General features: G+C 66.5%; 12 protein-coding genes. 6 read left to right on the top strand and 6 right to left on the bottom strand.

Going from position 1 to position 13,201, the window contains the following annotated elements:
- Positions 1-696, bottom strand: a 696-nt coding sequence (locus tag J7E89_RS35595) for a DUF317 domain-containing protein (protein ID WP_251061530.1), incomplete at its 3' end; no start/stop codon positions are given.
- 130 nt (positions 697-826) lie between these two features.
- Between J7E89_RS35595 and J7E89_RS35590 the strand changes: the two genes are divergently transcribed.
- The 6 genes from J7E89_RS35590 (at position 827) to J7E89_RS35565 (ending at position 7,356) form a co-directional block, all read left to right on the top strand.
- Positions 827-1,105 carry a hypothetical protein gene (locus J7E89_RS35590; RefSeq protein WP_214979922.1) on the top strand — a complete coding sequence of 93 codons (279 nt, stop codon included), beginning with the start codon at positions 827-829 and terminating at the stop codon, positions 1,103-1,105.
- Positions 1,106-1,333: 228 nt separating this feature from the next.
- The gene (locus J7E89_RS35585) at positions 1,334-3,286 is read left to right on the top strand and encodes an ATP-dependent endonuclease (protein WP_214979920.1); all 1,953 of its coding nucleotides are present in this window, start codon (positions 1,334-1,336) and stop codon (positions 3,284-3,286) included.
- A complete protein-coding gene (locus J7E89_RS35580) occupies positions 3,264-5,021 on the top strand; it encodes a UvrD-helicase domain-containing protein (protein WP_214979918.1) in 1,758 nt (585 codons plus the stop codon). The genes J7E89_RS35585 and J7E89_RS35580 overlap by 23 nt, the downstream gene beginning before the upstream one ends.
- Positions 5,022-5,352: 331 nt before the next feature.
- The gene (locus J7E89_RS35575) at positions 5,353-6,303 is read left to right on the top strand and encodes a DUF6192 family protein (RefSeq protein ID WP_214979916.1); all 951 of its coding nucleotides are present in this window, start codon (positions 5,353-5,355) and stop codon (positions 6,301-6,303) included.
- Complete coding sequence (locus J7E89_RS35570; protein WP_214979900.1) at positions 6,300-6,743, top strand: hypothetical protein; 444 nt, start codon at positions 6,300-6,302, stop codon at positions 6,741-6,743. Before J7E89_RS35575 ends, J7E89_RS35570 begins: the two co-directional genes overlap by 4 nt.
- Before the next feature lie 19 nt (positions 6,744-6,762).
- Positions 6,763-7,356: a DUF6192 family protein gene (locus J7E89_RS35565; RefSeq protein ID WP_214979897.1), complete on the top strand. Its 594-nt coding sequence runs from the start codon at positions 6,763-6,765 to the stop codon at positions 7,354-7,356.
- Positions 7,357-7,605: 249 nt separating this feature from the next.
- Here J7E89_RS35565 and J7E89_RS41950 read toward each other — a convergent pair whose 3' ends face one another.
- From J7E89_RS41950 to J7E89_RS35540, 5 genes are all read right to left on the bottom strand, one after another.
- Positions 7,606-10,560, bottom strand: coding sequence for a trypsin-like peptidase domain-containing protein (locus tag J7E89_RS41950; RefSeq protein ID WP_214979895.1), 2,955 nt, complete (start codon positions 10,558-10,560; stop codon positions 7,606-7,608).
- Entirely contained in the window at positions 10,550-10,861 is a 312-nt protein-coding gene (locus tag J7E89_RS35555) for a trypco2 family protein (RefSeq protein WP_214979893.1), read from the bottom strand. Before J7E89_RS35555 ends, J7E89_RS41950 begins: the two co-directional genes overlap by 11 nt.
- A 107-nt stretch (positions 10,862-10,968) precedes the next feature.
- The gene (locus tag J7E89_RS35550) at positions 10,969-11,649 is read right to left on the bottom strand and encodes a RibD family protein (protein WP_214979891.1); all 681 of its coding nucleotides are present in this window, start codon (positions 11,647-11,649) and stop codon (positions 10,969-10,971) included.
- An 11-nt stretch (positions 11,650-11,660) separates the two neighbouring features.
- On the bottom strand, positions 11,661-12,059 hold the full coding sequence (locus tag J7E89_RS35545) for a 6-carboxytetrahydropterin synthase (protein WP_214979889.1): 399 nt from the start codon (positions 12,057-12,059) through the stop codon (positions 11,661-11,663).
- Positions 12,060-12,106: 47 nt separating this feature from the next.
- Positions 12,107-12,994: a zinc-binding alcohol dehydrogenase gene (locus J7E89_RS35540; protein WP_214979925.1), complete on the bottom strand. Its 888-nt coding sequence runs from the start codon at positions 12,992-12,994 to the stop codon at positions 12,107-12,109.
- Positions 12,995-13,201: the final 207 nt, after the last annotated feature.

Raw genomic sequence — 13,201 nt, 5'->3', positions numbered from 1 at the left:
TCGTGACGCCGCGTCACCGCTCCACAAGAAGTGGATCAGAACCACATCGACAGGCCATTGACAAACGGGTTCCGCCCACGCCTGCCAGCCCACCAGGTCAGGGCGAGGGTCGGCGTCCTGGACGAGCGGCGGCAGCACCTCCAGGGAAATGGTGCCGGAGAAGCCGGGGGCCGAGGCGGTGGAGCGAGGCCGGTCCACGTCGCGGATCCAGCCACGACCGCTCAGCGCGTTGAGGACCGTCTCGGGTCCTTCACCGCCGCTGTCCCGCGCCGCGCGGATTTCGATCGCGACGAGGAGATCGGTGAGAGCCTCGTGCGGGACGCCGGCGGTGAAGTACGCGTTCCATTCAGTCATCGCGGACGCGGCATGTGGGCGGGCACTCAGCTGCCAGGCCACCGGCAGCCCGCCCAGCTCGAAGGGGTAGGCCGCGAGAATCCACTCGGCGCCGGACAGCTCGTCCGGGCTCACATACAGCAGGGTGTTACGGGAAGTCGGCCACATGCGCCAGCCGAGGCCATCCAGGGCGTCGCCGATCCGTTCGGCGAGAGTGCCGTCGTCACCGGCCAGGTGGCGTGGGGTGACCCAGTACACCGGGTCCTGCGGGTCGGAGGAGGAGGGCCCGATGGGGTGGCGCGGGTGCAGGGGCGTCTCCATGGGCTCGGGGTGAATCTCCAGCAGGGTGTCGTACGTTGACATGCGTTGCGGCCGTGCACCAGTCCCTTCCGGAGTCTTTCCTGTCTGCCACCGGCGAACTGGCGAATCGGCGGCCACAGTGCCGACGGAGGCGGCATTCCGTACCGCCGTCGAGATGCGGATACTGGCCGCCATGACTTCGTCCCCGCAGGAAGAGATCAAGAACGCTGCACAAGCCGTCTCGGACCTGCATGTCGCAGCGGTTCCCGGCGAGCATGCCCGTGCCGCCGGCCACGCTGCGGCCAACCTCTGCTCCGGCGCCGGACATCGACTCTCGTACGCATCGACGGAGCTGCAGCAGCTGATCACTGAGGCCATCGAAATCGGTTACGCGACGGCCCTGCAAGCCGTACGCGACGGCGACTTCGACGGAGATCTACAGGAATGGCGTCCTGACCTGTTCCACGCCTGAACCGAGGCGAGTTGGGAAAGCTACCGCTCCGTAGATGCATGCGCCTGCGGGCCCCCACAAGCCGGAAACCGAGAGCAAGACTGCGTTGCCGGTTGCATCCTGACTGTCGTCACGCGGCGAAGAGGAGGCTGCGGGTGGGACATGTCGCGTCGCCATCCGCACGGCTCTCCATACGACCTGTGGCACATTGGTATCAACTGTCCATAGCAGCAATGCGGGAGAGAGTACGTGGGAACGCAAAGCGTCGGCTCCGGAATGTACCTCCGAAGCCTGAGAGTCAAGAATTTCCGGTCGTGCTCCGAGACTCTTCTCGAACTGCAGCCAGACATCACGCTCCTTGTCGGCGAGAACAACTCTGGAAAGTCGAACCTGATCGAGGCGATCCGCCTCTCGACCACGCCACTCACCCCCCGGAACAGCAGATGGTTCGAGGAGAGCGACCGCTCCCACGGCGGGAGCGCTACTGACGTCGAGTTCCTAGCCACATTCGATGGCCTGACTGCCATCCAGCGGGCCCACTACACGACGGCGCTGGACGTCATGTCGAACCAAGCCATCTACGGCACCGTGTACCCAGCTGGTCAGAGCAGCCGACGGGTACGGCCGGTGTACACCGCGGGACCGGTGAACGGCCCCGATGCCGAACTGGAGAAGCGCGACCACATCACGCACGTGTACCTCGCTCCACTGCGCGATGCCCAGCGGGAACTCGACTCGGCCGACAACAACCGCCTGCTGCGCGTCATCCAGCAGCTCACCAGCACGGACGAACAGACGTCTTTCCTCCGTGAGGCCAACAAGGCATTCGACACTCTCGAGCAGGACGTTGTCCTGACGAAGACGAGTGGCGCGATCCAGGGCCACCTCGACAACCTGACGCTGTCCGTGCGCGGCCAGCGGGTCAGCGTTACCTTCCACGACTACGAGCTCAGCCGTCTGACCCGCAGTCTGCGCGTAAAGATGGCCGAACACGGCATCGACCCGGCCGACCTAGCAGAATCCGGTCTGGGCTACGCCAACCTGCTTTTCATCGCCACGGTCATCCTGGAGCTGCGCAACGCGAAGGATGCCGAGCTGACCCTATTCCTGGTCGAAGAACCCGAGGCCCACCTCCACCCGCAGCTCCAGACCGTCCTGCTCGACTACCTACAGGAGCAAGCCGGTCAGTCTGCGAAGGAAGACTCAACGGGGCCGGCCGGACGTATCCAGGTCATCGCCACTACCCACTCCTCGAACCTCGCCAGCAGCGTGGGCATCGAGAAGGTCGTCGCTCTGCGGACCATGACCGAGTACGAAGACGACGAACGAACCAAGAGCCGGACAACCCGCCGCAGGACTCGGACCATATCCCTGGCCAAGGCCCCGCTCACGGAACCAGAACGTCGGAAGATCAACCAGTACCTTGACGTGACCCGGGCTGGCATCCTCTTCGCCCGTCGCGTCCTATTGGTCGAGGGCGTGGCCGAAGCCGTACTCCTGCCTGTGATCGCCCGGCACTGCGTTCTCCACGGCGAATCCGTCAGGGCTCGACGGCTTCGGCGCGACTTCCACGGCGTAACCATCGTGAACGTCGGGAGCGTCGATTTCGCCCCATACATCACGCTGCTGCTGGCCGATATCGATGGCTGCCGGCTCTTGGAGCATCTGGTTGTCATCACGGACGGCGACCCGGACCTTCCTGCGGAGAAGGCAACCGACGGCCAGGGGCCTCAGCTGAGTAGCGAGGCCATCGTTCCCTCCGCCCAGGACGGCGAACAGGAAGAGGACGACGAGTCCACGGAGTCGGAGGTCGTCAACCGCCGCGGGCGCCTCCTGGCACATGCTGCTTCACTCAACGCTGCCGACCTTCTCTTCGTGGCTGAGGCGCCCCACACTCTGGAGGCCGACCTCCTTACCCCAGTCGGCAACGATCGAATTCTCGAGGCCGCTTACCTGAAGCAGCGCAAGCGTTCCAAGGGGAACTGGGCAGCCATCATGGCGGACGCTGACCCGGCAACCGCGTTCTACCGCAAATTGCGCAAGAGTAAGAAGTTCATCAGCAAGGGCGAATTCGCTCATGACGTAGCCAACGCCATCGAGGACGGCCAGCCCTTCAAGGCCCCCGACTACCTGCGCGCCGCAGTACTGTCTGTTCTCGGCGAGAGCACGGAGGCCGGGAATGTCGGAACAGTCTCTGAGTGAGTCGCAGAGGAACTTGTCCAAATCGCCTGTCAGTACGTTCGCCGTGGCCTGCCCTGGCGGGGGAAAGACCAGATCGATAGTCCACCGCTTCCTCCGCCGCACTGAGGAGGAACCCCGTCAGGGCATTGCTCTGGTCTCGTTCACCAACACCGCGATCGACGAGGCCAAAAGACGCTGCGCCGACCGTACAGACGCGACACGGGCACCTCACTTCATCGGGACATTCGACGCTTTCCTCCACCGGTTCATCGTCACGCCACTCTTCCCTCCCGTCTTCCACGTCCACCCGAAGTACGTGCAGAAGTGGAGCGATATCAAGGGCACCAACTTCCGCCTGCCGGATAGCGGCCAGTCGCCGCCCGTGCAGTTCTCCTGGCTCGAGTTCGCACACGATGGCACAGCCCATCTCCAGCTCAGCCGACTCCCACGCCAGGTGGGCGGAGAGTTCAAGGAGCTGCTCACCACCCGCAGGAACGAAGTCGAGGCCAAGGCGACAAAGATCTACCTCAACCTGCTGCAGGCGGGAACGGTGAGCTGCGAAGCCGCCCGCGTGCTCACCTCCCGCTTCCTCACTCACCCCAGAAGCCGAGATATCCTGCGCCAGCTCGTGGGCATCCGCTTCGCCGAGATCATCGTCGACGAGGCCCAGGACTGCGGCGAAGAGGAACTCGCTGTGCTCAAGTTCCTCCTCAGTTGTGGCGCCAACATCGTCATGGTCGGCGACCCGGATCAGTCGATCTTCGAGTTCCGCCGAGCCGTTCCCGAGAAGGTTCTGTCCTTCCGAACCCAACTGGCTGAGCAGCTGGAGATGAGCGACAACTTCCGGAGCTCGCCCGCCGTGTGCAGCTTCAACAACGCACTCCGCTCGGGCCCGATGATCGAGCTTTCGGCGGGTGACCTGTCGTCCCTTGATACCCCGGTCTACCTCATGGGCTACTCGCAGCTGGGTGACATCGCACCTCAGGTGCTGGGGCTGGCGAAAGAACATGACATGGCTGCGGAGGACCTGATGGTGGTCTCCCACAAGGAGAGCGACGGGCTGAGCGCCGTGGGTCTAGCCAACGTGAGCTCGTTCCGATCCAACCGGATACTCTCCATCGCCGACGCTGGCTTCAAGATCCGCTCCGGAGAGTTCAACGCGCGGACCAGGCTCGCGGCCGTTACCAAGGTCGAGCTCGCCTTGGTCGAAGCAATATCGGGCACCGACTTCGGGAATCGCAGCCTGGAAAGGGTCTGCGAAGACCACGGGATCGACTCCAGGTGGCTCCGGGACTTCGCCATTCGTCTGGCCACCGCCCACGACGCTTCGAACATGGAAGCACGCGCCTTCGCCACAGCCATCCGCTCGTACCTTGCTGCCGCCGACTGGGGCGACGCGTCACGCCCTCAGAACTTGGGCCAGATGTTCAAGGCTCCGGCCTCAGCGGACTGGAAGAGGATCGCCATGCTCGACGCGCGGCCCGGGATGCCGTGCTCAACCGTCCACGGTGTCAAGGGGATGGAGTTCCGCGGAGTCGCGGTCGTGATCCCACAACGGCCTCGGACGAACAAGGAGACCGGCCGCACCGTCCTGGACGACTGGGAAAACGGCTTCGACAGCGAAGCTAGACGAGTGCTCTATGTCGCCGGCTCAAGGGCCAAGGAACTCTTGATCATCGCCTCCCATAAGAACCACATCGACAGAGTCGCCGGACTCCTTCATAGGGATGCCGTGATCCACAAAGTCCGCTCCTGACAGCCTTTTCCACGTCTGGTCGGATCCTCACCATTGGCCAGCACCTCCTGCCCTCGCGTCCCCACCGCGCCGGTGAGTATCGGTTGCCCCAGGAGAAGGCGCGCACGGCGCTTCGCGCCGATGGGAGCTCCGGGGTGCGATCGCAGTGAGCCGGGCGGCTTCCATCTCCTGCGAGTACTTCAAGGCGCGGCTGGCGTGTCTTCCCTCAGGCATGTGCGAAGGACCACGATGCGAATGAACATGCGGCCGGATTTTCCCGTTGCTGCGACCGCAAGAACAGCGGCCCTCCTGCTTCACCCGGTCGATCCGGACAAGACAGCTGGAGGCTGCCATGGTCGATGTCATCCCACCGCCCGGGTACACGAGCGACGAGTGGCAGGCGTACGTAGAAAAGGGGCGCCGGCTCGTGAAGCAGATCACCGAGGCCAAGTTCGAGCTGGGCGACACCCTCATAGAGATCCTCGACTCCCCGGAACGGAAGGGGGACGTCGAGGCGATCATCAGGAACTACGCCGAGCAGATCGGTGCCAACCCGGGCACGCTGCAGAACTATCGCTACGTCGCCAAGGCATGGCCCGCAGCCATGCGCCGGCCCGACGTCTCTTGGTCGGTACACGCACGGCTGGCCGCAGAGCCCGACCGGTTTCGGATGATCCGCAACGAGCCGCCCGACCCCACCGACCCGGAAGAGACGGTGCCCTGGACCGAGGACGAGGCGTACCGCGCCCGCGACCTCATGCCCATGCACCCCAAGACACCGGTCGAGCGGATTGCGAAAGTCAAGCACATCCTGCGCGCCACCGACGAGGCCGCGGAGGCAATGGCTCAACTCTCCGAGCGCACCGAGGTAATCGAGGCCGCAGTCGACGACCCGCGCTTCCGCCAGGCCGTGCGCGAAGCGAATCGCGAGCGCGGCAAGAAACTTGAGGAGCGTGCGAGCGAAGCACGCGCATTCGCCGGGCTTTCGGAACCCCTCCCGCCGGCTCACCCCAAGAACACGCAGTCGGCAAAACCGCCACCAGCCGTCGACTACCGGGACACCCCCTCCTCCGTGCTCAAGATCCTCGGCGTCGCAACCGGCTTCTGCGTCTCCATGCAGAACGCCGTAGTCCTGCTTCAGACCGAGACGTGCGACGAGACCGCCATCGCAGCCGTGTCCGACAGCCTGCTGAAGGTGCGCTCCGTCTGTGACTGGTGCGAACACGTCCTAACTACCGGCAAGACCGACATGGACGTCGCTCTCGCCGAGATGCTTCGAGACGAAGGTGGCAGCGAGCGATGACTGCACGTCGCAGGTCTCCCCAAGACGTGGGAGACGAACTGTGGGACCTCATCGGGAACTTCGGTGGGGAGGGCATGCCGCGAGAGATCGCCCTGGACAAGATGACCGAGAGCCAGTTCGAGATCGCGAAAGCCTGGGACCGCGACAACAGGTGCATAGCCGAGCATGAGTGCCTGGTGTACCTCTACAGCCTCTACATGCGCACCAAGGATCCCCGGCTCGCGCTGCTCGCCGTTGTCCGCGAACTCGCGCTCATGCGCAAGAGGGCCGTCCGTCTGCACCGCAGCGCCATCGCTCCCCTCGATCCGGCTGACCGGCAGAGCCCTCAGATCATCGTGGCGAGTCAGGCTGTCGACGGCATCCTCCGGTCCACAAAGCGCATGTCTGACGCCGGCTTCTCTGTGGATCTCGCCCTCCGCGGCGAGGGTCCGCCGGAATAGAAGAGGGAGCCACTCCACAATGCCCGAGGACGAGGTCGACGCCGATATCCCCCTCTACCGGAGCGAGCCCGGCCTCACCGCTGTCGTAGTGAAGTGCCATCTGGGCCACCTGGCCGCGCGGGAAACCTTCGAGGCGGTCGGCGGGTGCCCGTACTGCAACCACACACCTGGAGAACGCATCGCCGCGCTCCGGACCAAACGCCTGGCAAACCGGGCACGCCCGTCCAAGAAAACCGCCAAGCCCGACGCGACCTTCGCCACGGTCGTCGAGGAAGGAGTCGAGGCCGTACGACGTGCCAGCGTGGTCAAATTCACGCTGGGAGACATCGCCCTTGACGTAGCGCCACTGCACGAAGCGCACATCCAGGGGATCAGACCACTTGTCGAACTCGCCGAGGCACTGGACATCCCGTCGTCCACCCTCACGAGATACCGCAGGGTGGCGGCCGCCTGGCCGCACGAGAAACGCGATTCGCGCGCCTCTTGGTCAGTGCACGCCATCCTCGCCGGCCACCCAGATCGATTCCACCTCATCAAACAACCACCTCCAGGCTCGAAACGGGAATGGACCTGCCAGGAGGCACGAAATGCCATGCGGCAAAGCGGTTCCTGATCAGGCTGAACGCGCCCGTCCCTGGTCTCAGTTCTGGTCTCATTCACCTACGTTCGGGACCGTTCGGAAGATCACGCGTGAGGCGCTCCACCGCAGGTCAGGACGTTCCTAGCGGTAGGGCCCTTCGGCGTCGGCGGTTGCAGTTCCCCGCTAGCGCCCGTTGAGGATGGCCCGGCACCCGTTGCAGTACATGGTCGCGTTCTGCCCGTACCGCCGCATCATCTGGGTGCAGCACAGCTTCGCCGAAGGTCAGGACGCCAGCCGGCGGGCATGGTCGGTGAGCCATGCGGGAGCAATTATTTCGGCGTTACCGTTGAGCAACCCGGCCGCGCGGGTCAGGGCGTCCGCGGCGGCCCGCGGGGCGGCGGGAAGGGCACGGGCTGCCTCGGTCAGGTACTGGGCCGCTGCCGCTTGGGCGGCTCCAGCAATCTGGAGAACGGTCGAGGCGCGTTCAGCTGTGGTGGCGGACTCCTCGAGGCGGCCGTCGCACCAGTACGCCCAGGACAGGTTGATCAGGCAGACGCCCTCTGCCCGGGGGTTCTCCATCAGCGAAGCCTCGTGGCGGGCTTCCTCGAGGACCGAGGCCGCCCGTGCCGGGGCGTCCAGGGCCAGGAGGGCGATGCCCTGCGCGTTGAGCGCGTAGGCGATCGCCTCCTGACTGTCAGCGGCACGGTAGGCAAGGGCCGTCTCGGCGCCCGCGACGGCGGTCTCCTGCCAGCGGCCCAGTGTGAGCAGAGCGATGGTGCGTGCGTTGCCGGCGCGTGCAATCGTGAGCGGGTCGCCGCTCGCTTCGGCGAGCGTGGCCAGACGGTGGGCGCCGTCCAGTGCACGCTCGCCGTCGCCCAGGTAGCTGTGGGCAAGGCTGAGGGAGAGTAGCGCGTGCACTTCGTGCCCGGTGTCGCCGAGTTCGCGCGCCAGCTCGGCGGCACGGGCCAGCGGTTCGACCGTGGCCACCTCATCGCCGAGTTGTCGGTGGGCGTCGCCGAGTCCGAACAACGCGTTCTGCAGCGCGGGACGGTCGCCGAGGCGTTCGGCGAGGGCTGCAGCTTCGGTGAACAGCTCGAGTGCCTGCTCCATCGGGCCGGCACTGAGCCGGGCGTGCCCGTGGGCGACGATGTGGGCGAGGCGTACCCGCTCGTCGCCAATGCGTCCGTCGACGGCAAGGTGCATCGAGACCGCGGTGAGCACGGAGCCGTGCCAGACGAGCCATTCGCTGATCTCGCTCAGTACCCGCGCGGCTCCGTCGTGGTCGCCTGCGCGTACGAGGTGGTCGAACTGCCGCCGGTGCGGTTCGATGTCCTCCAGAGTCCGCCATGTGCCACGAGGTCGGGTCCGACGCGCGTACCAGGATGCGATCTGCCGTTCCACTGCCTGCCTCCCGAAGGTTCCGTGCCATGACATCTGTGCGTAGGCGAGGTCGGCGTCCATGGGGTGCAGAGCGACGGTGCGGCTCGCCCGGTCCACGGACACCAGGTACACGCGGACAAGGGACGTGAGCACGGGAACCACAGGCAGGTCCGGATCGAGCCCGTCCATGATCTCTTCGACCACGCTTTGTTCCACAGGAGTGCGGAGCGCGGCGAGGACTCCGAGGACGGCGCGCGCCGACTCGTCGAGGCGACGGTAGCGGTCCTGGGCCAGGTCGGCGACGACGTCGTGGCGCCGGGTGAAGTCCTCCAGCACGTCCTTCAGAGTGGGCAGCAGCAGCGTGTCGTCGGCGACCGCACCGACAAGGAGCTCCAGCGCGCGCGGCACGCCGTGGACTCGGACCGCGGCGTGCAGCAGTTCGTCGTCGGACAGTCCGGCTACGCCGAGGCTGCCGTCCCGGTCGAGTTCGCGCAGCAGGGCCGCCGACTCGGCGGGGCTGAGTCCTTCGGAGAGTTCCACATGGGCGGCGAAACGCCGAAGTTCGGGCGCAAGACGCACCGGTATCTGGCTGGTGACGAGAAGACGCGGGGTGGTGCGGGCCCGGAACAGCCAGTCCAGGAAGACGGCCAGCTCCTCGTCGGCGATGCTGCCGTCGTCATGGAGCAGGTCCTCCAGGTTGTCCATGAGGATGACGATCAGCCGCTCACCTATGGCGGCCAGCAGTTCGGCCAGCCGCTCCTGCGTCGTCCCGCTGGAGTCCCAGACCTTGTGCAGATGAGATTCCCGCTCGGGGCCGAGCAGGCGGGCGCAGTCGAAGTAGAGGCGCTCCAAGGAGATCCCGGATGTGCGGGTGGAGAGGTTGACCAGGCCGGACGGAGGCGGCCCTTGGGCTGTGCCGGGCCATTCGCCTCGGTCGAGGAGATCCATGACCTTCGCGGCGAGTGCGCTCTTCCCGATGCCGCGACGTCCAGTGAGGGTGACCATGCGAATTGTCGGGTCGCCCAAATAGTCGGCGATCGCGTCGCGTTCACGGGTGCGGTTCCTGAACATTTCGATGCCGTGTGCGACGGGGATTCCGACCACACGCACGTCAGGACCCCACTCCTCGTCCGATGGCCCGGGGGTAGAGAGGGGTAAGGCCGCCGTGTCGGTGATCGCGAGGAGATGGGCGAGTTGCTTGCGGTCTGCGGCGGCGAGCTTACTCAGCGTGTGGTCGAGGCGGACGGCGGTGAGTCGGCCCGCGCCCTCCGAGCGGTGGTGTTCGGCTACGACGCCGATGATGTGGCTGCGGACCCACACCGCGGCGCCGGACATGCCCGCCCAGGGCGATGTGCCAGGGTCGGGGTCGGCACCGGAGGGCGCCACGGTCATCTCCATGGTGCCGGTACGGAGGTTGGAGAGTGCCGCCACGGTCCCATCTGCCTGGTGCAGTTCACGGAAGGCCGCACCGTCGGGGCGCAGGCGCCGCTTCCACAGGGGAAACCCCGCGGCGTGCACGCTGATCACACCGTGCCGGTTGTCGGCGATGCGGCCGAAACGGACCTGCTCGACGATGGTGGGGGCTGCTGTCGGCGGCACGATGTAAAGCACTGCGAGGTCGCTGTCCTTGTCCGCCCAGGTCACGGTCGCCGGGGCCGACCATTCACCAGGACGGTCGGCGTCGCAACGCACCACCGTGACTGTCGCGTCGGCGACCACATGGGCGGCCGTGAGGACCGCGCTGGCGGAGATCCGGTAGCCGGAACCGCGCCGCCTGCCGCTGCCGGTTTCGACGATGACCTCCGCGATCCGGTGCGGATCGAGCCCAGGCCCGTCAGTCGGACGGTCAGCTCTCATCGGGCAGCTCAGCACCCGAGATCAGCGCAGGGCTGTCGGGTGCGTCGCCGTGCACCGGCTTCAGCGTGAGCGTGAGCCGCTGAGTGGCCGCCCGCGCCGAGCGCGCAGAACCGTGGGCGTCGAACACCCAGAAGCGCACCTTGACTCCTGGCTCACGGCTCCGTTCCACGCCCACCGTGAGTTCGAGCTCCAGCTTCTCTGCCTGGAACCGGAGCCCGTTGCCGACTCCGTCCGCCATGGCCCGACTCAGCTCACCCCGCAATTGGGCGATCACATCCGACAGTTCCACCGCATCGTCCATGCTCATCCCCCGCCTCGTCAGCAACCGGCCAGCCGCACACCTACCGATCATACCTACGGGCGGTCAACTGAACTCCTGGTGAAGTGATTTTCCAGATCCGTACCACCTCAGGGGCGGCCTTTCGGGGCGTAGCGCAGCAGTACGACGTCGTCGATGGAACGCGCATCCAAGAGTTTCATACGGGCTCTGGGGCCACCGGGATACAGTGCCGGACCCAGGAATCGTGGCGCGGCGGCCTCGCCCACCAGCAGCGGGGCGACGACGAGGTGGAGTTCGTCGGCCAGGTTCTGCGCCAGCAGTTGGGTGTGGACCATACCTCCGCCTTCCACCAGGAGCCTTTCCACCCCGCGCCGGCCGAGTTCGCCGAGGAGCAGGGGCCAGTCGAGAACGGGCCCGGTGCTGACGACGTCGGCCAGAGCGCCCAGAGTGCGGCGGGCTCGGGGCAGTGAGCCGTCGACCGTGAAGACCAGCTTTTCCCCTCCGCAGTGCCAGAACGCGAGACCCGCGTTCAATTCGGCCGACCCGCTGACCGCGACCTTCAGCGGATACTCCGGCCTGCCGGCGGCGAGGCGCCGCGCACGCCGTGCGGCACTCGCCACCAGCAGGCGCGGATTGTCCCTGCGCAAGGTGTTGGCGCCGACGAGGACCGCGTCCGCCGCTGCGCGTTCGTCGTCGACACGGTCGAGGTCCCGGTGGTTGGAGAGCACAAGCCGTTCCTGGGAGGTGTCATCCAGGCGGCCGTCCACGGAGACTGCCGCCGACAGCAGTACGTACGGGCGTATGACCATGACCGGGGCGGTCAGAGCGCGCGGTGGTAGTCGGCCCAGGCAATGTGCGATTCGTGGAGACGCACGGCGAGTCCGGTCAAACCGTGGGCGCCGGGGCCCACGGCACCGTCGTGTATGCGGGCGGCGAGACGGTCGGCAAGGACCTTGGCCAGGAACTCCGTGGTGGTGTTGGTTCCGGCGAAGTCTGGATCCTCGTCAAGGTTCCGGTAGGAGAGCGCTCCGACGATCCCGCGCAATTCCCTGGCCGCCAGGTCCATGTCGACGACAATGTTGTCACCGTCCAACTCCGGGCGCTGGAAGGTCGCGTCGACCAGATACGTCGCTCCATGCAGGCGTTGCGCCGGTCCGAAGACCGCACCACGGAAGCTGTGGGCAATCATGAGGTGATCTCGGACGGTGACGGTGAACATGGCTTCTCCGAAAAGGTGTTGTCGGTGGGGACAGCGACAGGTGAAGGTCAGGCGGGGCCGTAGCGGATGCGGTGACAGAGGCCAGGCAGCCCGCCTGTGGCGATCTCGGCCATGACCTGCGGGAGCTCGTCGAAGTCGGACTCACCGGTGATCAGCACGTCGAAGACCGGGTCCTTCAGAAGATCGAGCGCCAGACTGAGCCGGGCTGCGGTCGTGTGGCGTCCGCGCAGCTCCGGCGGAACGGCACCGACCTGGCTACTGCGCAGCGACAAGCGCCGGGAATGGAAGAACTCCCCCAACGGCAGGGTCACCGGCCGGTCCCCGTACCAGCTCAGATCGACCACGGTGCCTTCGGGAGCGAGGAGTTCGAGAGAGCGCTGGAGCCCGGCCTGAGTGGCGCTGGCATGGAAGACGAGATCACAGCCGTCTGCTGCCTGAGCGGGATGAGCGAAGGCGACCCCGAGTGCCGCGGCAACCGTCACGCGGGCCAGGTCCACGTCGATGAGCTGCACCCGAACCCCAGGAAACCGGGCCAGAAGAGCAGCCACGCAGCAGCCGACCATGCCCGCGCCCACCACCGCGATCCGGTCACCGATCCGCGGCGGCGCATCCCACAGTGCGTTGAGCGCGGTCTCGACGGTCCCGGCCAGCACGGCGCGCCCTGGCGGAACCTCGTCGGGCACCGGCGTGAGGGCTCCAGCCGGGACCAGGAAACGTGTCTGATGCGGATACAGACTGAATACGGTCCGGCCCACCAGCTCCGTCGGCCCGGCCTCCACCCGACCGACATTGAGGTACCCAAACTTAACGGGTCCGGGGAAGTCGCCCTCCTGGAAAGGGGCGCGCATCGCCGCGTACTGGCTGGCAGGTACCCGGCCCTGGAATACCAGTGATTCCGTACCGCGGCTCACGGCCGAGTACAGAGTCTCGACTATTGCCTCGTCATATGGCGGGCTGGCGGGCTGGCGGGCTGGCGGGCTGGCGGGCTGGCGGGCTGGCGGGCTGGCGGGCTGGCGGGGCAGCCGTGGGCCTGGGCGTCGGGGGTCCGGCGTTGCCGCCGTCCGCCCCTGCCGCCGTGAGCACCACCGAGCACCCGGCCCCCAGTCCCGGCAGCCGGCACTCCCGCGATGCCGGGCGCCCGC

The organism is Streptomyces sp. ISL-100 (genome assembly GCF_018614615.1).
In the GTDB taxonomy this organism is placed as follows: Bacteria; Actinomycetota; Actinomycetes; order Streptomycetales; family Streptomycetaceae; genus Streptomyces.
The sequence above is the reverse complement of the archived record's forward strand: the minus strand, read 5'-3'. Positions and strand labels throughout refer to the sequence as shown.

What these genes read in the sequence shown, in the direction of transcription:
- J7E89_RS35590 (WP_214979922.1), top strand. Translation starts at nt 827, where the DNA reads ATGACTTCGTCCCCGCAGGAAGAGATCAAGAACGCTGCACAAGCCGTC.
- J7E89_RS35580 (WP_214979918.1), top strand. Translation starts at nt 3,264, where the DNA reads ATGTCGGAACAGTCTCTGAGTGAGTCGCAGAGGAACTTGTCCAAATCG.
- J7E89_RS35575 (WP_214979916.1), top strand. Translation starts at nt 5,353, where the DNA reads ATGGTCGATGTCATCCCACCGCCCGGGTACACGAGCGACGAGTGGCAG.
- J7E89_RS35570 (WP_214979900.1), top strand. Translation starts at nt 6,300, where the DNA reads ATGACTGCACGTCGCAGGTCTCCCCAAGACGTGGGAGACGAACTGTGG.
- J7E89_RS35565 (WP_214979897.1), top strand. Translation starts at nt 6,763, where the DNA reads ATGCCCGAGGACGAGGTCGACGCCGATATCCCCCTCTACCGGAGCGAG.
- J7E89_RS41950 (WP_214979895.1), bottom strand. Translation starts at nt 10,560, where the DNA reads ATGAGAGCTGACCGTCCGACTGACGGGCCTGGGCTCGATCCGCACCGG.
- J7E89_RS35555 (WP_214979893.1), bottom strand. Translation starts at nt 10,861, where the DNA reads ATGGACGATGCGGTGGAACTGTCGGATGTGATCGCCCAATTGCGGGGT.
- J7E89_RS35550 (WP_214979891.1), bottom strand. Translation starts at nt 11,649, where the DNA reads ATGGTCATACGCCCGTACGTACTGCTGTCGGCGGCAGTCTCCGTGGAC.
- J7E89_RS35545 (WP_214979889.1), bottom strand. Translation starts at nt 12,059, where the DNA reads ATGTTCACCGTCACCGTCCGAGATCACCTCATGATTGCCCACAGCTTC.